The 20,050-nt window shown below is 61.0% G+C and carries 16 protein-coding genes; 3 read left to right on the top strand and 13 right to left on the bottom strand.

Features of this window, described 5'->3' with window-relative positions:
• Positions 1 to 54: 54 nt before the first annotated feature.
• The 3 genes from LNV09_RS08045 to LNV09_RS08035 all read right to left on the bottom strand — a co-directional run bounded on the left by LNV09_RS08045 (position 55) and on the right by LNV09_RS08035 (position 3,995).
• Entirely contained in the window at positions 55 to 1,155 is a 1,101-nt protein-coding gene (locus tag LNV09_RS08045) for a S41 family peptidase (protein WP_263556571.1), read from the bottom strand.
• Positions 1,152 to 3,044: a response regulator gene (locus tag LNV09_RS08040; RefSeq protein WP_263556570.1), complete on the bottom strand. Its 1,893-nt coding sequence runs from the start codon at positions 3,042 to 3,044 to the stop codon at positions 1,152 to 1,154. Before LNV09_RS08040 ends, LNV09_RS08045 begins: the two co-directional genes overlap by 4 nt.
• A 192-nt stretch (positions 3,045 to 3,236) precedes the next feature.
• A complete protein-coding gene (locus LNV09_RS08035; protein ID WP_263556780.1) occupies positions 3,237 to 3,995 on the bottom strand; it encodes a pseudouridine synthase in 759 nt (252 codons plus the stop codon).
• Positions 3,996 to 4,125: 130 nt separating this feature from the next.
• Here LNV09_RS08035 and LNV09_RS08030 point away from each other — a divergent pair, with 130 nt between their 5' ends.
• Together LNV09_RS08030 and LNV09_RS08025 are read left to right on the top strand one after the other, a co-directional pair.
• Positions 4,126 to 5,103, top strand: a complete 978-nt coding sequence (locus LNV09_RS08030) for an isoaspartyl peptidase/L-asparaginase family protein (RefSeq protein ID WP_263556569.1) — start codon at positions 4,126 to 4,128, stop codon at positions 5,101 to 5,103.
• Positions 5,100 to 6,152, top strand: coding sequence for a DmpA family aminopeptidase (locus tag LNV09_RS08025; protein WP_263556568.1), 1,053 nt, complete (start codon positions 5,100 to 5,102; stop codon positions 6,150 to 6,152). Before LNV09_RS08030 ends, LNV09_RS08025 begins: the two co-directional genes overlap by 4 nt.
• A 1-nt stretch (position 6,153) precedes the next feature.
• Here LNV09_RS08025 and LNV09_RS08020 read toward each other — a convergent pair whose 3' ends face one another.
• The 6 genes from LNV09_RS08020 to LNV09_RS07995 all read right to left on the bottom strand — a co-directional run bounded on the left by LNV09_RS08020 (position 6,154) and on the right by LNV09_RS07995 (position 13,773).
• Complete coding sequence (locus tag LNV09_RS08020) at positions 6,154 to 7,281, bottom strand: acyl-CoA dehydrogenase family protein (protein WP_263556567.1); 1,128 nt, start codon at positions 7,279 to 7,281, stop codon at positions 6,154 to 6,156.
• A gap of 12 nt (positions 7,282 to 7,293) precedes the next feature.
• Positions 7,294 to 8,478 (bottom strand): acyl-CoA dehydrogenase family protein, encoded by a 1,185-nt coding sequence (locus tag LNV09_RS08015; RefSeq protein WP_263556566.1) that lies wholly within the window; start codon positions 8,476 to 8,478, stop codon positions 7,294 to 7,296.
• 167 nt (positions 8,479 to 8,645) lie between these two features.
• On the bottom strand, positions 8,646 to 9,509 hold the full coding sequence (locus LNV09_RS08010) for a PEP-CTERM sorting domain-containing protein (RefSeq protein ID WP_263556565.1): 864 nt from the start codon (positions 9,507 to 9,509) through the stop codon (positions 8,646 to 8,648).
• A gap of 185 nt (positions 9,510 to 9,694) precedes the next feature.
• Positions 9,695 to 12,496, bottom strand: coding sequence for an XrtA/PEP-CTERM system TPR-repeat protein PrsT (gene prsT / locus LNV09_RS08005; RefSeq protein ID WP_263556564.1), 2,802 nt, complete (start codon positions 12,494 to 12,496; stop codon positions 9,695 to 9,697).
• 113 nt (positions 12,497 to 12,609) lie between these two features.
• Complete coding sequence (locus tag LNV09_RS08000; RefSeq protein WP_263556563.1) at positions 12,610 to 13,272, bottom strand: retropepsin-like aspartic protease family protein; 663 nt, start codon at positions 13,270 to 13,272, stop codon at positions 12,610 to 12,612.
• 6 nt (positions 13,273 to 13,278) lie between these two features.
• Complete coding sequence (locus LNV09_RS07995; protein ID WP_263556562.1) at positions 13,279 to 13,773, bottom strand: YajQ family cyclic di-GMP-binding protein; 495 nt, start codon at positions 13,771 to 13,773, stop codon at positions 13,279 to 13,281.
• A gap of 124 nt (positions 13,774 to 13,897) precedes the next feature.
• Between LNV09_RS07995 and murB the strand changes: the two genes are divergently transcribed.
• A complete protein-coding gene (murB, locus tag LNV09_RS07990) occupies positions 13,898 to 14,926 on the top strand; it encodes a UDP-N-acetylmuramate dehydrogenase (protein ID WP_263556779.1) in 1,029 nt (342 codons plus the stop codon).
• On the opposite strand, the gene LNV09_RS07985 is transcribed toward murB, so the two are convergent.
• The 4 genes from LNV09_RS07985 to LNV09_RS07970 form a co-directional block, all read right to left on the bottom strand.
• Positions 14,923 to 17,205, bottom strand: a complete 2,283-nt coding sequence (locus LNV09_RS07985) for an ATP-binding protein (protein ID WP_263556561.1) — start codon at positions 17,203 to 17,205, stop codon at positions 14,923 to 14,925. The two genes, murB and LNV09_RS07985, sit on opposite strands and share 4 nt — an antisense overlap.
• 7 nt (positions 17,206 to 17,212) lie before the next feature.
• The gene (locus tag LNV09_RS07980; RefSeq protein ID WP_263556560.1) at positions 17,213 to 17,731 is read right to left on the bottom strand and encodes a putative pterin-binding protein; all 519 of its coding nucleotides are present in this window, start codon (positions 17,729 to 17,731) and stop codon (positions 17,213 to 17,215) included.
• A complete protein-coding gene (gene argG / locus LNV09_RS07975) occupies positions 17,728 to 19,089 on the bottom strand; it encodes an argininosuccinate synthase (RefSeq protein WP_263556559.1) in 1,362 nt (453 codons plus the stop codon). The genes LNV09_RS07980 and argG overlap by 4 nt, the downstream gene beginning before the upstream one ends.
• A 96-nt stretch (positions 19,090 to 19,185) precedes the next feature.
• On the bottom strand, positions 19,186 to 20,046 hold the full coding sequence (locus tag LNV09_RS07970) for a DUF924 family protein (protein WP_263556558.1): 861 nt from the start codon (positions 20,044 to 20,046) through the stop codon (positions 19,186 to 19,188).
• Positions 20,047 to 20,050 lie beyond the last annotated feature (4 nt).

Here is a 20,050-nt window from a genome sequence, read left to right as displayed (position 1 = left end):
TGCGGCCGAGAGCGCAAGCACCTGGGGCTGAGCCTGGGTGAAGCCAAACGGCTATCAGGCTTTGCAGCTTCTATCCAGCCAAGCCGCAGCCGCTTGCTCGGCGCTCAATTGAGCACCATGGGGCTCGATGCGCTCATCCGGCTGAATCGGACCTGGGTGCGGCGCGCCGCTTCGGTCCAGCGTCGTGGAAGTCGCCAGATTCAAGACCCCGCCATGTCTGAGTGGAAAGGGCTGGTTGGCGCTGGTGACGCCGGCCGTAGGCAGACCGAAGGAGCGGGTGTTGGTGCGGCCCTTGAAAGCCAACACCAGCATTTCTCCCGAACTGCCCGTTTGCGGCCCGGTCAATACAGCGACATGCACCGGCATGACGGGGATGGCAGGCATTGATGAGACGCTTTCAAGCGCGTCGGTGGCTTTGTTGCCGGCCAGCCAGATTTCCCCGCCCTGGCGTGATACATCGGTCGACACACCCTTGACCGACTTGAAACTCAACATCAGGCCCTCCGGTAACAAGGGCAAGATGCCGACCAGCATGGGGTACATATTGCCGCCTGAATTCGTTCTGAGGTCCACGATCAAACCACATGAGTTGCTGGCGCTGGCTCTATTGAGCAGGGCTCTCAAATGACCAGCTGCGGCCAATGCCATCGCAGGCTCGAAGGTCAAAAAACTCTGTACAGCAATCGCAGGATAGCCATGGAGCGCCGTCAAATCGGCGATTGATGCGGGTTTCTTCGGGCTCGCGGCTGGCTCTGCCAGCAAAGGTTCGACCGCAGCACGCGGCATGTAGAAGGAATGCCCATCAGCCAGCTTCGAAACGAGGTAGTGCAAAGCCGAATCTAAATCGCGCTCACGCTCGCCACCATTGTTGCGAGCAACTTGATTGGCCAGCGCTTGGATCTCCGGCCAGTCCGAGCGCTCGCCATTGAGCGCGTTGGCTCGCATGAGGTCAATGACTTCGGCCACGATCTCTGTCGGCCTATCGATCACGGCGCTTGCACGGTATTGGTAGACGCGCAGCAGCACGTAAGCAATGACGCAAGCGCAAGCAATCGACGAGGACAGGACCAGCCAGAAAGCTCGCCTTGAGCGGCCGGCGACAGGGCCGACGGTATCGCCGGCATTGCCCGATTGGGCCGGCAGTGGCCGACTCAAACCAGCTCTGCCACCTGAATATGCCGCTGCACGACGGCGACCAGGTCATCCATCTCGAAGGGCTTGACCAAGTAGTCGTCCATGCCTGACAAGATGCAGCGATCGCGGTCGCCGTTGACTGCGCTGGCCGTCAGGGCGACGATGGGTACATGACCGAGCGAGAGCTTGCGCTCATGCGCGCGCCAGCGCCGCGTGGCCTCAAAGCCGTCCATTTTGGGCATCTGGCAGTCCATCAAGACGAGGTCGTAGGCGGCGGTCTCGAGCCGCTCAAGTGCTTGCAGGCCATCTTCGGCTTGCTCGACCTGCAGGCCGCAGCTCTCCAGCATGGCGGTGGCGACCAGCACATTGACCATGCTGTCGTCGACCAGCAGCACGCGGCCAGACAATTTGGGCGCGGGTTGCACTACACCGCGCGCTGTGCTGAGCGGGGGGATCTCACTGACGCAGGCCTGCAGCGGCAAGGTGAACTCGAACAAGGAACCCTGACCGGGGACCGAGCTGCAGCGCAGGTCGCCGCCCATCGCGCGCGCCAGTTCGCGTGAAATGGTCAGGCCCAGGCCGGTGCCGTCTTGGCGGCGCGGTTTGCGCGCCTGGCCCTGGGCGGCCTCGGCCTGTTCGGCCTGCTCAAAGGGCGCGAACACGCGCTCCATCTGGTCGGCCGCAATGCCCTCGCCGGTGTCCCGCACGGCAAAGCGCAAGAGCGTGCCGGCGCGCATGTCCAGCGTGGTGCCGACCTCGATCAAGACCTGACCCCGCTCGGTGAACTTGATCGCATTGCCGATCAGGTTGTGCAGCACCTGCTTGATGCGCGAGGCGTCGCCGAGTGCATAGTGGGGCAGGGCGGGGCTCATTTGAAGTTCGAAGGCCAGACCCTTGTCGCGCGCTGTTTCGCCCAGCAGGCGGCAAACGTCGTCGACGGTCTCGCGCACATTGACGGGCCCGGCATCCACGGCCAGCTTGCCCGACTCGATCCGGGCCAGATCAAGAATGTCATTGACCAAGGCCAGCAAGTGGTGGCCCGAGCGGCGCATGATGTCGACCTGCTCGCGCTGCTGCACATCCAGCGTGGATCGCTCCAACAGCTGTGTCATGCCCAGAATGCCATTCAGCGGGGTGCGAATCTCATGGCTCATGTTCGCGACGAAACGGCTCTTGCTGGTGCTCGATTGCTCGGCTGACTGCAGTGCCTGTTGATGCTGCTGGGCGACCCGATCGGTGATCAAGCGCAGGCGCAAGAGCTCGGTGCTGCGATGGTCGGCACGGCGCGATTCATTCAGGCCGATGGCCACAAAGGCCATCAGACCCAGCGCGGTCAGGGCGCCAACTTGGCTGCCCAAGCTCAGATGATAGGCAATCAATGGTGCCAAAGCGAAGCCGCTGAAGAGCAGATTGGCACGCCAGCGCCCGCCCAGATTGAGCAGGCCGATGCCACTCAAGGCCACCAGGGCCGCCAAGATGACGCCCTCGAGCTCGGGTGCTGCAGTCGCATGAAAGATCCAACCGGCCGCGCCCCAGCTCAGCGAGTCCAGCCCCAGCGCCAGCATGAAACGCCGCCGCCATGGGGCCAGCTCAGCGGTGCTCGGTGTTTGGCTGCAGGCCTGCCAGTAGCGCCTGAAGCGCAGAACATCGAAGCAGCGCAGACCACTCAGAGCCAGGCGTACGCCGAACCAGGTCAGCAAGACGGCATGTGGCAAGTGGGGCCAGAACAGGAGTACCGGCATCAGACTGAACACCAGACCCATCAGTGTCGGGATGGTGATGCGTTCGCACAGCGATGCGAAACGCTCCGACTTCACCTGCTCGGTGATGTCGGGTCTGGCCGTTTTGCTCGGCGCCACAAGGCTGGGCGCGGTCGCGTTCATCTGCCCCAAGGCAGCTGCTGCAGTCATAAGTCGGTATTCCCTCGGCAAATCGGCTGCACTTTCTGGGCAGCTCTTTGACAGTGGGCGCTTGGCCCCTGTGTTAAGGACGAGGTTCTACAGACAGTTTGTTACAACATGACTCGGGTCTTCCCTAGATCGTCGCAAAGTTGCCGCATTTCTAGGGCAAACACCGATCGGTGATGCCGTGTCATCAACTTGTTATGTGGGTGTGATCAAGCTCGGGCTGCTGAGCCAAATCCACTCGCCCGGCTTCAAATCGGGCGGCAAGGTGAGCGCGCCAAACTGCGGGCGATGCAGGCTCTCGACCCGGTTGCCGACGGCAGCCACCATACGCTTGACCTGATGGTATTTGCCTTCGATCAAGGTCAAACGCAGACCATGCGTGCCGAAGGCCTCGGCGCCCTCGGCGCGCACCTGTTCGGGCTTGTAGGGCACGGTGCGCTCGGGCTTTGCGCCAGGAGATCCGGGAGGCTTGCTGGATTCCGGCTCGCGCAACTCCACGCCGGCCAGCAACTGTGCCACCATTTCAGGCGTTACGGGGTGCTTGCACTGCGCCTCATAGACCTTGGGCACATGGTGCTTGGGGCTGGTCAGCTTGTGGATCAGGGCGCCGTCATCGGTCAGCAGCAGCAGGCCGGTGGTGTCTTCGTCGAGCCGGCCAATCGGCTGCGCGTCACGCTCACGCAACGGGGCGGGCAGCAGATTCATCACGCTGGGGTGATGCTTGGGTTTGCGCGAGCATTCATAGCCGCTGGGCTTGTTCAGCAGGATCAAGGCCTTGGCGTAATAGGGCCAGGTCTTGCCCGACACCTCGAACTCCAGACCCTCGGTTTCGAACTCCTCCCAGGGGTCGGCAATGACATGGCCGCCAATGCTGACCTCGCCGTTGAACAGCAGGCCGGAACACAGGCGACGGCTGCCGAAGCCTTGGGAAAACAGGATTTGGGCGATATGCATCTTCATGAGCGCATTGTCCCTCAAGGCCGTCCGAGGGTTAGTCGGGGTGAGGCCGCCGGCGTCAGGCTGAAAGAATGCGGGCTTCGAGTCGAGGCTTTTGACCGGCGGGGTGAATTTTGGGATGCGTGCGATGTCAAACAATCAAATGATGCCGGTCCTGGCCATCCACGGCGGCGCCGGCACGCTGCTGCGCAGCCAGATGAGTGCCGCGAAAGAGGCCGAATATCTGGCCGCCATGGCCCGCATCTTGTTGGCCGGCCAGGCCCAACTGGCTGCCGGTGTGGCGGCGCTTGAGGTGGTGGTTGCGGCGGTGCGGCAGATCGAGGAGTGCGAGTTGTTCAACGCCGGGCGCGGCGCTGTCTATACCGCCGCCGGCACGCATGAGTTGGACGCCAGCGTGATGGACGGCAGCAATTTGCAGGCGGGGGCGGTAGCCGGCCTGAGTACCACCCGCAACCCGGTGCTGGCGGCCCGCGCCGTGATGCAGCACAGCGAACATCTGATGTTTGTGGGCGCGGCGGCCGACGCGTTTGCGGCCAGTTATCAACTCGAGCAGGTTGCGCCGGAATGGTTCGGCACCGAGTTGCGGCTGGCGCAATTGCGTGCGGCCCAGCGCGCGCAGCGCGGTGCCTTGCTTGACCATGATGGCGAAAGTTCAGGCTCGGGCCCGATCGATGACGCTTGCAAACTCGGCACCGTTGGCGCGGTGGCTCTCGATGCAGCCGGGCACTTGGCCGCCGCCACCTCGACCGGCGGCATGACCAATAAGCAACTCGGCCGGGTTGGTGATTCACCCATCATCGGTGCCGGCTGCTACGCCAATGACGCCACGGTGGCGGTGTCTTGCACCGGCACGGGCGAAGCTTTTATGCGCGCTTGCGCCGCACATGATGTGTCGGCCCAGATGGCCTATTTGGGGCTTTCGGTACAGGCCGCGGCCGACAATGTGGTGAAAACCAAGTTGCCGAATCTGGGCGGCAGCGGCGGCTTGATCGCGGTGGCGGCAAATGGCGATATTGCCTTTAGTTTCAACTCCGAGGGCATGTACCGGGGCTATGCGCGCGTCGGCGAGCTGCCGTTTGTGGCCATCTATGGGGACCAGGCATGAGGGCCAAGCCGATGGAGGTCTTTCCCCGCATTGGCGTGCTGCCCAGTGGCCCGCTGGACAGTTTGGCCGATGTGGCCGGGGTCACGGTGGGCCACCACACGCTGGCCGCCGGCCCGGTGCAGACCGGAGTGACCGTCATCAAGCCGCATGACGGTGATTTGTTTTTGAACAAACTGCCGGCCGGTTTGGCCGTGCTGAATGGTTTCGGCAAGAGCATGGGACTGCTGCAAATGCAGGAGTTGGGGCAATTGGAGACGGCCATCGTGCTGGGCAGCACCATGGCGGTGGGCACCTTGGCGACCGCCTTGACGCGAGAGACCATCGCCCGCCACCCGCAGATTGGCCGCGACTGGCCGACCGTCAATCCGCTGGTCTTGGAATGCAATGACGGCTATCTGAATGACGCACAGGCCTTTGCCGTACAGCACTTGCACTTGGCGCAGGCCTTGGCCGACGCCGGAGCTGACTTCGCTCAGGGCAGCGTCGGGGCAGGGCGGGGCATGAGCGCCTTCGGTCTGAAGGGCGGCATCGGTTCGGCCTCACGGCAGATAGAGGGTTATGTGGTCGCAGCCTTGGTGCTGGCCAACTTTGGCCGCCCCGAGGCCTTGACGCTGCAAGGGCGCTGCATCGGGCCCTTGCTGCAACAGCGGCTGCGTGAGTCGGACAAGACGGCCGGGCCGGAGAAGGGCTCCATCATCCTGATTCTGGCGACCGATGCGCCGCTGGACGCCCGGCAGCTGAGTCGATTGGCGCGCCGGGCCGGGGCCGGTTTGGCGCGAACTGGCTCCGACTATGGCCACGGCAGCGGCGATATTGCCTTGGCTTTCTCCACCGCTTACCAGCTACCGCACAGCGCCACGCAGGCAATGCCCTCGGTCGCCATGCTGCACGAAGCAAGACTTGACTCTTTGTTCCAGGCCGCCGCCGAGGCCTGTGAGCAGGCGATTGTGAAGGCCCTATTTGCTGCCACCACGGTGGAGGGGCGCGATGGACACCGCCGTATCGGCTTGAGTGATTTGGCGCCGGACTGGCGCGAACTGCTGGCTTAGCTCAAACGAACACGCCGGCCTTGTCCGTCATGCGGGCACTGACCTCGGCGAGTTGGTGCAGGCTGTCGCCAAACTGCATTTCCATCACGGTCAGACGTTTGAAGTAATGGCTGGAAATGTATTCATCGGTGACGCCGATGCCGCCGTGCAACTGCGTGCATTGCTGGCCGACATAGCGCATGGATTGGCCCAGTTGCAGCTTGGCCTGCGCCAAGGCGCGGCGCCGGGCTGCCGGCTTTTCGCCCAGCTTCAAACTGGCAAAGTAGCTCATCGAGCGGGCCAACTCGAGCTGCATTTTGACGTCGGCGATACGGTGGCGCAGCGCCTGAAAACTGCTGATCGAAACACCAAATTGCTTGCGCTGGTTCATATAGTCGGCGGTGATGGCGATCAGTTCTTCCATCGCGCCTACGGCCTCGGCGCACAAGGCGGCAATGCCGATATCGACGGCCAACTCCAGTACGGCCAGACCTTGCTCGGGTCCGACCAAGCATGTGGCCGGCGTATCGCACAGGCTCAGGTCTCCCGCACGCGACCCGTCTTGCAGGCTGTAGGGGCGAATCCCGACACCTGCCGCGTGCCGCTCGATCAGGTAAAGCGCGATGCCGTCGGCAGCATTGATGCTTCCATGCACACGCGCCGGCACGATGAAGGCATCCGCCGCGTCAGCCGCGGCGACCAGGTTTTTGACGCCGCTGAGCTTGCCGTCTAAGGCGCGGGCGCCGACATGGTTCAGGCCGTAGCGCGCCCCGCGTTCTTGTTGGGCCAGCGCGATCAAGGCTTCGCCGCCGGCTATTCTGGGCAACCATTCGGCCTGCACCGCCTCGGGCGCATGGCCGAGTACGGCGGGGGCGATCAAGCCGGCTTGTGCGAACGGCTCCATCACGAGGCCACGGCCTAACTCTTCCATCACCACCATCGCATCGACGCTGCCCAAGCCCATGCCGCCATGGGCTTCGGGCACGGCCAGCCCCAACAAGCCCAGGCCTGCCATCCCGTCCCAGGCCTCGCGCGAAAAGCCGCCGGAGCGCACAAAACCTTGCCGTTGCGCGAAGTCGTAGTCTTTGGCTACCCAGCGGCGCACCGCGTCGCGCAAAGAGGCTTGGTCGTCGGTGAAATCGAAGTCCATCCTGCTAACCCCTTAGCTCAAGACCGTCTGCGCGACGATATTGCGTTGCACTTCGTTCGAGCCACCGTAGATGGTGGTCTTGCGGGTGTTGAAATAGTGACTGGCCAAGGGCGCGCAATAAGCCGCGCCGACATGGTCGCCCTGCCAGCCGGCCTCCATCGCCTCATGGATATAGGGCAAGCTGAAAGGGCCGGCGGCCAGCATCATCAACTCCGTATAGCGCTGCTGAATCTCGCTGCCGCGGATCTTGAGCAGGCCCGCCACATCAAGGGACTGCTTGCCACTTTTTTCGGCTGACAGCACGCGCAAGACCATCATCTCCAAGGCAATGATGTCGACCTCCAGCAATGCCACTTGGTCGCGAAAGCGTGTGTCCTTCTCCATCAAGCCCTCGGCCGTGGCAATGCGCTTGAGCCGCTCCAACTCCCGCTTGGCGCGGTTCACGTCGGCGATATTGCTGCGCTCATGCGCCAGCAAATATTTGGCATAGGTCCAGCCTTTGTTTTCCTCGCCGATCAGATTGTCGGCCGGCACCTGGACATTGTCGAAGAACACCTCGTTTACCTCATGTTCTCCGTCCAACATGATGATGGGCCGCACGGTCACGCCGGGCGACTTCATATCAATCAGCAAAAAAGAGATGCCGGTCTGAGGCTTGCCGGAGGAATCGGTGCGCACCAGGCAAAAAATCCAGTCGCCATATTGGCCCAAGGTAGTCCAGGTCTTTTGGCCATTGACGAGGAAGCTGCCGCCCGCTTGCCGCTCAGCCTTGCATTTGACCGAAGCCAGATCCGACCCCGACCCCGGCTCGCTGTAGCCCTGGCTCCACCAGACCTCGCCACTCGCGATGCCGGGTAGAAAGCGCTGCTGCTGCTCCGGTGTGCCGAAGGCCATGATGACTGGAGCCACCATCACCGGGCCAAACGGGACGATGCGCGGCGCACCGGCCAGCGCACATTCTTCCTCGAACAGATGGCGTTGCACGGCGTTCCAGCCCGGACCTCCAAACTGCTTGGGCCAAGCCCAGCCCAGCCAGCCCTGCGTGCCCAGGATCTTGGCCCAGCGCTGCATATCGCTCTTGCCCAGGCGCTGCGCCTGATGCACCTTGGCGCAGATGTCTTGGGGCAGGTGCTCCGCCACCCATTGCCGGATTTCGGCGCGGAAAGCAATTTCTTCCGCCGTGAAGTTCAAGTCCATGCTGTGTTGCTGCCTTGTTCAGAACCTTGCTACAGAGCTGGGTTTTAGCACGAACGTTCTATTTTTCTTTGTCTCGGCAGCGACAGTGGAGTCGCCGCCGCTGAAAAACAAAAAAGCGGCCACAAGGGCCGCTTTCGCTATTCAAAAAACCGAAGATCTATTCTGGCTCAGAGCTGTTTTGCCTTGCTCTGGCGACGGGTGTAGACCATGCCGAACAGCGCCAAGCCAGCGAGCGCCAAGGAGCCTGGCTCAGGAACTGCGGTCGCAGACATCACCGCTTGGCCACTGCCCGATGGGTTGGGGTTGTAGACATTGAAGGTGTAGTTGGTCACCGTAGTGAGGCCGTTTGCCCAGGTGCCAGTGTTCAAACCGGCTAAATATTTATCAACCGTGGCAGTGAAAACTCCGTCAGCGCTGTCTGTGCCGGTGTATTTAAAGCTGCCAGTGGTCCTTGAATAGGCGCCAGCCCCATCGCCTTCAATTTCCCAAATTGCATATTGAAAGGCGGCAGATTTCTTGGCGTCGGTCAGGCTGTCGGCATAAGCATGCTGATAAAGCGACGTCAAATTGTTCAGCACTTTCGCTGTTGTCGCATTTGTTGAGTCATCGTATAAGTTCACGATGCCATTCGCTTGATAAGGCGTACTGGCGAACAGCTTGGTATAGCCTGCGTCTGCTGCGGCCGCAGTAACGAAATTGCTCAAGCTCACCTTGTCATAGGTGTCCGGCGAAATGCTTGTGTGCAAGGGGTCAAGGCAATAGACCCAAAAATTCTGCGCCCCATTGGTTTCGTTGACCTTCCAGGCGCCCATGGTTGATTGACCACCCGGAACTACAGAACCAAATTGCACCGTACGGCCGTCAAATAAGTTTGCGCCGGTCTTGGTCAACTCAACCGTGGCATGGGCAGCACCAGTGGCAAGACCGAGCAATGCGATGGCAGTACACGCAGTGAGTTGATTCACGATCTTGCTAAGCTGCGATGTGTTTGTCATGGTGTTTGCCTTGTGTCCGGAAATTCTGGTGTTCATGTTGTTGGCTGCGATCCTAACGATTTCAGCTGTGCGAGCAATCCCGCGAATCGGGGGGTAATGCGTCGCGTGGGGTGATGCATGCGCTGAACGAGTGCGCCTGTCGGCACTTTAGCGACCTTGAACCCATCAAGCGCCGCCCTTAGAGGCCTTCACGTAGCTTTTGCACGAACTCTTGGCATTATTTACAGGCCCAACTCCGTTTTCAGCTTTTCCAGTTGTGCGCTCGGCCGCACCTTGTTGGGCACAGAGGAGGCCGCCGCCAACTCTTCCTTGGCCTCAATCTTGCGGCCGGACTTGGTCAGCGCATAGGCGAGGTGAAAACGGATGTCGCCCGAGTTGGGGTTGCGCAACCTCGCTTCGCGCAAATGACGCAGGCCGGCGTCCACATTGCCGCGCTGCACCAAGATCCAGCCCAGGTTGTCGGTTGCCTCGGCATTGCCTGGCGCGAACTTGACGGCTTTCTCGGCCGCGTCAACGGCGGCCGGGTCGCCGAGTCGCTGCAGCAGCGCGGCGTAATAGATCAAGGTGGCCGCATCATTTGGTTCGATCGCCAAGACCTGCACAAAACTCTTGCGTGCGGCCTCATTCTTACCGGCTTGTAGTTGCACCTGCGCCAGTGCCTTGAGTGCATTGCGGTCCTTGGGGTTCTTTTTGGCCCATTCCTCCAGGCCGCTCAAGGCCTTTTCGACCTCGCCGGCGGCAATTTGCGCCTGTGTGATCAGGATCGCGTTGCCGGTGCTGGGCTCCTTCGCCATCACGGCTCGGTAGCCGCTGAGCGCCGCCTGGTATTGGCCGCGAGACATCGCCACATGCGCCGTAGCCATCAAGCTCAAGCTTGCTCCAGGGTGAGCTGAGTTAAGCGTCTTTAACGCCGCGTCGACTCGCGCCACATCGCCGCGCCTGGCTTCAACTTCGACCTGCAGACCCAAGGCCTCTAAATAGTTCGGCTGCGCCTGCAAGGCCTTTTGAACGTTGTAGGCCGCGCCGTCTATGCCGCCCGCCATCAGGTTCATGCGGCCAATCTGCACTTGCTGCGCCGGATTGAATTCGGCAATGCGGGTGGCGGCTTGCAGAGTGAGGCGTGCATTATTGCCGTCTCCGGCGTTCAAATAGAGGCGACTCAGCGTCAGTTGAGGCGTCAGCAAGGTGGAATATTTCGCCGCCAAGGCTTTGGCCAAGCTCAGCGCCTTGTCGTTTTGCTGTTGCCCGCTCAGCAATTCAATCATCAGCAGTCCGGCACGCGGGTCGGTACGCTGCAGTTCATCTGACTTTTGCAGGAAAGTCATCGCTTCGGCTGAGCGCTTGGCGCGCAGTTCCAGCACACCCAGTTGAAACAACACATCGGGGTCGTCTTTTGCGCCCACCACCATTTTGCTCAGGCGGCTGCGAGCCTCGTCAAAGCGCAATTCCTCCATGTCCAGCCAACTCAGATTGATGGCAGCCGGCCTGAAGTTGGGGTCTTTAGTGAGTGCCTGTTGAAACGCCTCGCGGGCACCCTTTTTATCGCCGGTGCGGCCTTTGATATTGCCCAAGAAATTGAGCATGGTCAGGTTGTCGGGATCCTTCTTGACGATGGCCTGTGCGGTCTGCATGGCTTTGGCGTTATTGCCCTGAGCCAGGTATGTCATCGTCAATTGAACACCGGCGCGAGGGTCGCCAGGTTTGGCCGCAAAGGCCTTCTCCAGATTGGCCATGCCGGCCTTGTCCTGCCCCAAACTGAGCTGGCTGAAGCCCAATTCACGCACGGCGGAGGCGGTGCCGCTTTTGGCGGCAGCCTTTTCAAACAACTCACTGGCCAACTGATATCTCTTGCGGGCCATTTGCAGTGAGCCCATCAGATACATCACTTGCGCGTCATCGGGCTTGGCGCGTTGCGCATTCTCGAGCAGTGGCGCGGCGCGGTTGTAGTCGCGCTTGTCGATATAGACACCGGCCAGCATCACCATGGCGTTGTAATGCTTGCTGTTCGACGTCAGCAATGTCTCCAGGTAGAACTGCGCCTTTTCGGCATTGCCTAGCGCGCGATGTGACAAGGCGCCGGCCATCAGCAAGGGCTCATTGCCGGCAATGATTTCGGGAGGAATGGCATCGACCAGGCCAACTGCTGCGCCAAAGGCGGTTTTGGCTGCGGCGTCGTCCCCCTTGCGGCTGGCCAGCAGGCCGGTCAAGTAGTAGGCGCGAGGATCTTCTTGCTCTTGCTCGACCAGCAGCGCCAAGTCCTTTTCGGCCTCCTTCTCCCGCCCCAGACCAATCAAGAGCGAGGCGTGGGCGATGCGCGCATCAACCTGTTTAGGATTCAGTGCCAAGGCTCGCTCTTGCGCGACCAGCGCTCCCTTGGCCTCTTGCAAGGACTGCAGGATCACACCCTGCGTGTACCAGGCAGCAGCATTGGTCGGTGCCAGTTCTACCGCCCTGGCTGCCATCGCGCGAGCCTTGTCGGGCTCGCCCATGCGCAAGAGCAGGGGGGCCTCCGCAATCAGCGGTGTGGCCGAGTTAGGGTTGAGTTGCTTGGCCTCGGCGTAACTCTTGCTGGCCATTGCCATGTTGCCGGACATGGCGTAGGCCGATCCGCGCAAGGTCAAGATGTCGACATGGATGGACTGCGGCATGCCGGTCAGCGTCAATTCATCCAGCAGCTTCTTGCGCTCACCCAGCTGCAAATACAGCTGCCCCAGCGGCACGGCGACTTCGCTGCGATTGACGCCTTGCTTCAATGCTTCTTCAAAGGCAGCCTCGGCGCCTTTCAGCTCACCGTTTTTGAGCAAGACCTTGCCAAGCAGCAAATGCGCGGCCAGCATTTTCTGGTCCTGCTGAATGGTGTTCTTGAGTTGAACGGTGGCGCCGTCAAGGTCGCCTTTTTCATAGCGCAACAAAGCGTCTTCATAGAATTTAGCGGCCTTTTCTGGCGTTGCCTGGGCCAGCGACATCACGCCGGCCAACATCAGGCCCAGGAGTGGCTGAAGAACTGAAGGGCTTTGGGTCATGGTTTTTTTCGCGCGCATCCGGCCAGTATCGTAAAACGCAGGAGTTTCTTGAACTTCAAAGCACTCTGTTGGGTGAGTTTTTTCATGGCCCAGGCGGTTTTTTCAAACCGGTTTTAGTAGCGCAAATCCAGCGTCAGCACATCGTTATGTCTTTGCATCTGAAAACGGGTCAAAAAGCTATTGCCCAGCAAGACATGGCTCATCTGACCCGGAATGACGATGGCCTCGACATTGCGGACTTCGACATCGCCGATGCGCACGCTGTTCAGCTGCATCATGTGGGCGGGCACCACGCCGTTGGCGGTTTGCGTCATGATGCGTCGCCCGGCCGAAAAATTCAGGCCCATGCGTTCGGCCTCGGTCTGGCTGATCGAGATGGCGGTGGCCCCGGTGTCGATCAAGAATTGCGTGCTTTGGCCGTTGATACTGCCGATGCTGGTGAAGTGGCCGCCGGAGCCGGCGCTCAAAATGATCTTTCGCCCACCGTTTGGGGGCGGCGCGTTGTCGCCGATGCGTCCCGGCGTGGCTCCCATCAACAGCGTCTGGCGGCGCCCGCCCAGTTCGATCTCGGCCCGGTTGTCATCGACCGAGAGCAGGCGTACGCCGCGTAGGGTGCTGCCTACCGTCAATGTGCGCGCCTCGCCGTCTATCATCAGCAGCGCGGCCTTGGTACCCAAACTGCCATTGAAACTGACCGTACCGGCGGTTTGTCCGCAAGCGGCCGTGACCCACAGGCCGCAGCCCAAGGCCCAGCAAACATACGCCGGCATTTTCATTGGTGGTCAGTCGCGGAAGTTGTCGTAGCTCAGCGGCACATCCGCGAATTCTTTTTTCAGCAAGGCGATGCCGACTTGCAGGTCATCGCGGTTTTTGCCGGTGATGCGCACGGTGTCGCCCTGGATCGAGGCTTGCACCTTGAGTTTGGCGTCTTTGACCGCCGCAACGATCTTCTTGGCCAGCACGGACTCGATGCCGTTCTTGATCTTGTAGACCCGGCGTACTTTGTCGCCGCCGAGCTTTTCGATCTTTTCCTGCTTGTCCAGAAAGCTGATGACCACGCCTTGCTTGATCAGCTTGGCGTAGAACACGGCCTCGATCTGTTCGAGCTGAAAATCGCTGTCGCCGGTGGCGTGGATTTCCTTCTCTTTTTCCTTCAAGACGACTTCGGCGCTGGTGCCTTTGAAGTCGAAGCGAGTGGCGATCTCTTTGGCGCTGGTGTCAACGCCATTTTTGATCTTGGCCATATCGGGTTCGAGAGTGGTGTCAAAACTTGGCATGTTTATTTATCGCTGAGTGGTGAGTGGGCCAAGGATAGCCCGATTGATCTGGGAAAATTCTGCCATGCAGGATCAAGCTGTAAATCCCCCGAATGAGTCCCAGCCCGAATTGGCAAGCCGGGCTTTGCCTATCGAATTGAGCGTCAACCTGAAGCCATACAACAGCTTCGGCTTGCCGGCGACCGCGCAGCGCTTGGTGCGCATTCGCTCGGCCGCCGATGTGCGCCGAGTCGTCGATCATCCGCTACTGGGCCGTGCGCCCAAGTTTGTGCTGGGCGGCGGCAGCAATATCGTGTTGACCCAAGACGTCGATGCGGTGGTGCTGAAGATGGAAATACCTGGCATTCGCCTGCTGGAAGAAAGGCCAGACGCCTGGATTATCGAGGCAGGCGCGGGTGTGCCCTGGCATCAATTGGTGCAATGGACGGTTGAGCAAGGTTTTCCGGGTCTGGAGAACCTCGCTTTGATTCCCGGCACGGTGGGTGCGGCTCCGGTGCAAAACATCGGCGCCTACGGCCTTGAAATCAAGGACAGGCTGGACAGCGTCGCCGTGGTGGACCTGGTGACCGGGCGCAATGTGCTGCTGCCGGCTTCGGTGTGCAACTTCGGCTATCGGGACAGCGTATTCAAACAAACCGGCTTTGGCGGGCTGGCGGGCAAGAGCGTGATCACCCATGTGCGCCTGCGCTGCCCCAAGCCCTGGCAGCCGGTGCTGGGCTATCTGGAGTTAGAACGCAAGATGGCCGAAACCGGCATAGTTCAGCCGACGGCCGGCCAAATTTTTGACTGGATCTGCGCGATTCGCCGCGCCAAGCTGCCCGACCCGGCTGTGATCGGCAATGCCGGCAGCTTTTTCAAGAACCCGCTGGTCAGTGCCGAGCAATGCCGCGACATCATCGGCCGTGACCCGCACATCGTCCATTACCCCATGCCTGACGGCAGCATCAAACTGGCCGCCGGCTGGATGATCGATGCCTGCGGCTGGAAGGGCAAGGCGGTCGGCGGCGCGGCCGTCTATGACAAGCAGGCCTTGGTCTTGGTCAATCGGGGCGAGGCACGCGGCGCGGAGGTCGTCACCTTGGCGCGTGCGATTCAAGAAAGCGTTTACGGGCGCTTCGGCATTCGCCTGGAGACCGAGCCGCTCTTGCTTTAGGCCCGCTCAAGCAGACCCTGCTCGGCACAGACGGCTTCACTGCGCAGCAGCGCTTGCAGCAGTGCCTGTGCGAGTTGCTGCAATTGCGCCCATGTTTCTACATCGCTGGGGCCATCAAGCATCGCCTGTCTGGCGCGCATCTCCAAGGCCAAGGCCGGCCGCTGAACCAAAACGAGGCCGAGGTTGGCGGCCGCACCCTTGATGCTGTGAGCGGCCGCCTGCAAGGCGGCGCTATCGCGCTGTTCACTTGCCTGCTTGAGCGCGAGGCGAGTCTGGGCAAGGCTGGCGATATAGGTCGCGTAGAACTTGGCAACAATGGCCTCGGGCAGGTTTTGGCGCAACTCTTGCAGCGCGGCCGGGTCGAACTCCAAAGCTTCACTCAAAGCAGCCGGCACTATCTGGCTGGGCGCTGGGTGCGCCTCGGCTATTTGGCCACCCAATGTCTGGGTCAGCACCTCAATGCTGACCGGCTTGGCCAAAAAGCCGTTCATGCCGGACTGCAGCGCGCGGGCACGCGATTCCTCGAAGGCATCGGCGGACAAGGCAATGATTTTGATGCCCGATTTGGCGCCGGGTAGCGCCCGTATCGCGCGACTTGCCTGGTAGCCGTCCATCATCGGCGTGTGCAAATCCATCAACACCAAATCGAAGTCGTCTTGTTCTTCTTGCTTTAAACGCTGCAAAGCTTCCAGTCCATTGGCGCAAAACACCGCGCGGTGCCCGAGACGCTCCAGCACCGCTTGCAGATAGGCTTGATTGGTGGGGTGATCCTCGGAGACCAAGATGCGCAGGGACTTGCCGCTGACTTGACCGGTTGTGGCTGCGGCCGTCACGTCCGGCGCTTGGCATTCATTCAGCGGCAGCTGCAGGGTGAAGGTGGAACCTTGGCCGATTTGACTCTTCACGGTGATGTCGCCACCCATGGCGCGCGCCAGATTGCGTGAAATTTCCAGGCCCAAGCCACTGCCGCCAAATCGTCGAGAGCTGGAGTCATCACCTTGGCTGAAGCGCTGGAACAGCTTGGCCATGGTGGCCGCGTCCATGCCGATGCCGCTGTCTTTGACTTGAAAGCTTAAACACCCCTGGCCGCTTGATCCGTCGGCGCGGCTCAAGCGCAGCGTGACCTGACCTTGCGGCGTGAATTTGATCGCATTGCCGAGCAAATTGAGCAGAATCTGGCGCAAGCGAGTGGGATCGGCGCTGACCCAATCGGGCAGCCCTGCCTCGACGCTCAGATTCAACTCCAAGCCGCCAGCCTGGGCCTGCGAGCGACTCAATTGCTCTACTTCGGCCAAAAGATCGGGCAAAAACAGCGCCTGCGTATTGATGCTGATACCGCCGGCCTCCATCTTGGAGATGTCCAAGATGTCGTTCAGCACCGCCAGCAGATGTTGGCTGGCGTTGGCGGCAGACTTGAGTTGGCGCGCTTGTTCGGGCTTGAGCGGGCCGTCTTTGAGCAGGTCCAACATGCCCAACAAGCCGTGCATGGGCGTGCGTAACTCATGGCTCATATTGGCCAGAAACAAGCTCTTGGCGCGGCTGCCTGCCTCGGCTGCATGCTGCGCTTCGAGCAATTTGGCAGCTTGGATCTTTTGGTCGCGTGCATTGCGCAATAAACTCCTGAATTGATGCACCACCAGCAAGGTCAGGCCCAGCGTGAGTGCGCATTGCACCAGCGTTAGCCAAAGGCTCAGACGTGCATGGTGGCGCACCGTATCACTGCGCTCGGTAGCCTGTTGCGATACCTGGTGCGAGGCAGTCAGCGAAAGATCGTGAATGCCCTCGGCCAAGCCCGCCAATTGCGCCAGTACCGCGCCAGCATGTGCGGGCTGGCGTGCGATTAATTCGGCCGTTAGCGGCAACTTGTCGGCAGACTGCACAAAGCTGCGAATCTGCGCCAGTGTTTGGCTGTAATCTGGGTCGCGCTGCAGCAAGCGGGTGGCATATTCATCCTCCACCAGCCCGAGCCTGCTGACGAAAATCTCAAAGCGCTTTTCGACCAAGTCGGCGGCAATCTGCAGGTCGGCGGAGCTGCCTGTCGATGAAGCCGAGGCCGCCGCTGCGGTCTGGTCTAGTGCTTGGCGCAGCTTGAGAAAGTCGACCTCGAACTGAAACAAGCTCCACACGACATAGTCGTCTTGGTAGCGCTGGGCCGAGCTGATCAGCTCGAATTGACGCGTTTGCAGCCAGCCGACCGCGCAGAAGGTGAGCACCAACAGGCTGCACATGGCGCCCAGAAAAATGCGCAGGCGGCGACGTTGATGGCTGTGGTTGCTCAAGCAGGCCTCACTTGATCCGCAAGGACTTTAACTGCCATGCCGAGCGGCTGTAAAAAATGCTATTGCGCAATTGCTCATCGGAGTCGAAGGGGTAAATAAGAAAGAGCGGGCCTTTGTCGCGCAGCGCCATCGGCTTGTCATCGAGCAACCGCGCCACGATCAATTTGTGCCGCCAGGCGTCCTCAATCGGGATGCTGACCTTGTAGTCATTGATGGCGATGGCTTCGATTACCTTGCCCTCGGTCTGGGTTTTGACACCGGCCGCGGCCAACACATCCCTCAGCAAGGGCCCGCTGAATTTGCGGGCTGTCGGGTACCAAGGCGTGCCGGTGATGAAGCTGTGCTGGGGCAGGGCCGCCAACATGGCCATATCAAACTTGGCCTCGCTCTTCAGGCCCATGCCGCTGATCGTCAGCACCACGCCAGCGCCGGCCGGCTCCAAGCCCCAAGCCGGCACGAAGAAGAGCGCGGCCGCCGCCCCACATAGCAGGCGGCGTGACCATGTTTGTGGGAGCAGTCCGGTCAAGGCTTGTCGGCCAGCTTGCCTTCGGGCTTGCCCTGCAACTGCGGCAAGCTATTCGCCGTGGCCGGTGACAGCAGGCCGACCTTGGCATAGGTCATCAGCTTTTCACGTGTGTCGACAATGTCGAGATTGCGCATGGTCAGCTGGCCGATCCGGTCCAGCGGCGAGAACGGCGCGTCCTCGACCTTTTCCATGCTCAGGCGCTCGGGCTTGTAGGTCAGGTTGGCGCTGCGGGTGTCGAGCAGTGAGTAGTCGTTGCCCCGGCGCAGCTCGATGCTGACCTCGCCGGTGATGGCGCGCGCCACCCAGCGCTGGGCACTCTCGCGCAGCATGATGGCCTGCGGGTCGAACCAGCGGCCCTGGTACAGCAGGCGGCCGAGCTTCATGCCATTCATTCGGTACTGCTCGATCGTGTCCTCGTTGTGGATGCCGGTTAGCAGGCGTTCATAGGCGATGTGCAGCAAGGCCAGGCCCGGAGCCTCATAGATGCCGCGGCTCTTGGCCTCGATGATGCGGTTTTCGATCTGGTCGCTCATGCCCAGGCCGTGGCGGCCGCCGATGCGGTTGGCTTCCAGCAGCAACTCGACCGGATCGGCAAACTCGACACCGTTCAAGGCGACCGGCTGGCCTTCCTCGAAGCGCACCGTGACCTGCTCGGCCTTCACGACCACGTCGTCACGCCAGAAGGCCACGCCCATGATGGGGTTGACGATCTTGATGCCGCTGTTCAAGAACTCCAGGTCCTTGGCTTCGTGTGTCGCGCCCAACATATTCGAGTCAGTCGAATAGGCCTTTTCGGCCGACATCTTGTAGCCGAAGCCGGCCGCGGTCATGAAGGCCGACATTTCGGCGCGGCCGCCCAACTCGTCAATGAACTGCTGATCCAGCCAGGGCTTGTAAATCTTCAGCGCCGGGTTGGTCAGCAAGCCGTAGCGGTAAAAACGCTCAATGTCATTGCCTTTGAAGGTCGAGCCGTCGCCCCAGATATTGACGTCGTCGGCCTGCATGGCGGCCACCAGCATGGTGCCGGTGACGGCGCGGCCCAGCGGCGTGGTGTTGAAGTAGGTGATACCGGCCGTGCTGATGTGGAAAGCACCGCTTTGCAAGGCGGCAATGCCTTCATGGGCGAGCTGGGCACGGCAGTCCACCAAGACCGCCTTCTCGGCGCCGTACTGCATCGCCTTGCGGGGGATTTCCTCGTAGTCGGGCTCGTCCGGCTGGCCCAAATTGGCGGTGTAGGCATAGGGGATAGCACCCTTGTTGCGCATCCAGTGCAGGGCAGCACTGGTGTCCAGGCCGCCGGAGAAAGCGATACCGACCTTTTGGCCGACGGGAATGTTCTGAAGAATGGTGGAGGACATGGGCTGAGGTCTGGAGCTGGCGAATGGGGAGAGGTCGAGGGATTTGGCGCAGTGAGTGACGCAGTTAGGCTATTTTCTGTTAATTTTCAAACAGGCCTAGAAGCCCGCACCGGGCTGGGCCAAATAGTCCAGTTCGGCAGCGCTTGAGACACGTCCTAACAAATCATTGCGGTGGGGGTAGCGGCCAAAGAGAGCGATCACCTCGCGGTGCTTGTGCGCATAGTCCAAAGCCCCTTGCAAGCGAGAGTCTTGCTGCGCCAGTGCGGTGAATTCAGCCACCGACCGATCTTGCATGAGCAGACTCTCGGCATGTTCCAGCGGCATCAGCGCGAACCAGCGCTGCAAGGGTTCCAGTTCTTGCAGCTGTTCGCCATCAAGCAGAGCCAACGTGTCCAGCAAGGCCGAGGCGTCGCCGGCAAAGGACGCGGCGGTGCTCCGGTAAACATTGCGGGTGAACTGATCCAGCAGCAGGATGCGGGCGAGGCGGCTCGCAGGCGTTTCGCTCCAGGTGGCCAGACGACCGGCCAAGGCATCTTCGATCAAGGCGCCGAAGCGCTGTTTGATCTCGGCATCGGTGTCTTCGCTCTTTTTAAACCAGAGCGGCCGGATCTGCCCGTCATCGGCGCTGCCCAAGGGGCCAAACCAATAATTCAGCACGTTTTGTACGGCAGGGGTCAACGTCAAACGCTGCCAACGCGGGTAGCGCTTGAGATGGGCGGCCACATAGCTGCAGGCCGGCACGATTTGCAGGCCCTGCGGCGCTGCCCATAGCAGGCCATGCTCGACCAAACGGCCAGCCAAGCCGCGCCCGCGCAAGGCCGGCGCGCTGCCGGTGTGGGTGAAGAAAAGTTGTTCACCTTGGCGCTCGTAGTCCAGCTCCAAGCCATGGCCGTCGACCGTAGCGCTGAAGCGCTGCAAGCTCGGCTCATGTTGAATGTCCAGCGTTGTTTCGGGCATTGTT

It is taken from the genome of Paucibacter sp. B2R-40 (assembly GCF_025717555.1).
Lineage (GTDB): Bacteria > Pseudomonadota > Gammaproteobacteria > Burkholderiales > Burkholderiaceae_C > Paucibacter_A.
The sequence above is the reverse complement of the archived record's forward strand: the minus strand, read 5'-3'. Positions and strand labels throughout refer to the sequence as shown.

What these genes read in the sequence shown, in the direction of transcription:
- LNV09_RS08040 (WP_263556570.1), bottom strand. Translation starts at nt 3,044, where the DNA reads ATGACTGCAGCAGCTGCCTTGGGGCAGATGAACGCGACCGCGCCCAGC.
- LNV09_RS08035 (WP_263556780.1), bottom strand. Translation starts at nt 3,995, where the DNA reads ATGCATATCGCCCAAATCCTGTTTTCCCAAGGCTTCGGCAGCCGTCGC.
- LNV09_RS08030 (WP_263556569.1), top strand. Translation starts at nt 4,126, where the DNA reads ATGTCAAACAATCAAATGATGCCGGTCCTGGCCATCCACGGCGGCGCC.
- LNV09_RS08025 (WP_263556568.1), top strand. Translation starts at nt 5,100, where the DNA reads ATGAGGGCCAAGCCGATGGAGGTCTTTCCCCGCATTGGCGTGCTGCCC.
- LNV09_RS08020 (WP_263556567.1), bottom strand. Translation starts at nt 7,281, where the DNA reads ATGGACTTCGATTTCACCGACGACCAAGCCTCTTTGCGCGACGCGGTG.
- LNV09_RS08015 (WP_263556566.1), bottom strand. Translation starts at nt 8,478, where the DNA reads ATGGACTTGAACTTCACGGCGGAAGAAATTGCTTTCCGCGCCGAAATC.
- LNV09_RS08010 (WP_263556565.1), bottom strand. Translation starts at nt 9,509, where the DNA reads ATGAACACCAGAATTTCCGGACACAAGGCAAACACCATGACAAACACA.
- prsT (WP_263556564.1), bottom strand. Translation starts at nt 12,496, where the DNA reads ATGACCCAAAGCCCTTCAGTTCTTCAGCCACTCCTGGGCCTGATGTTG.
- LNV09_RS08000 (WP_263556563.1), bottom strand. Translation starts at nt 13,272, where the DNA reads ATGAAAATGCCGGCGTATGTTTGCTGGGCCTTGGGCTGCGGCCTGTGG.
- LNV09_RS07995 (WP_263556562.1), bottom strand. Translation starts at nt 13,773, where the DNA reads ATGCCAAGTTTTGACACCACTCTCGAACCCGATATGGCCAAGATCAAA.
- argG (WP_263556559.1), bottom strand. Translation starts at nt 19,089, where the DNA reads ATGTCCTCCACCATTCTTCAGAACATTCCCGTCGGCCAAAAGGTCGGT.
- LNV09_RS07970 (WP_263556558.1), bottom strand. Translation starts at nt 20,046, where the DNA reads ATGCCCGAAACAACGCTGGACATTCAACATGAGCCGAGCTTGCAGCGC.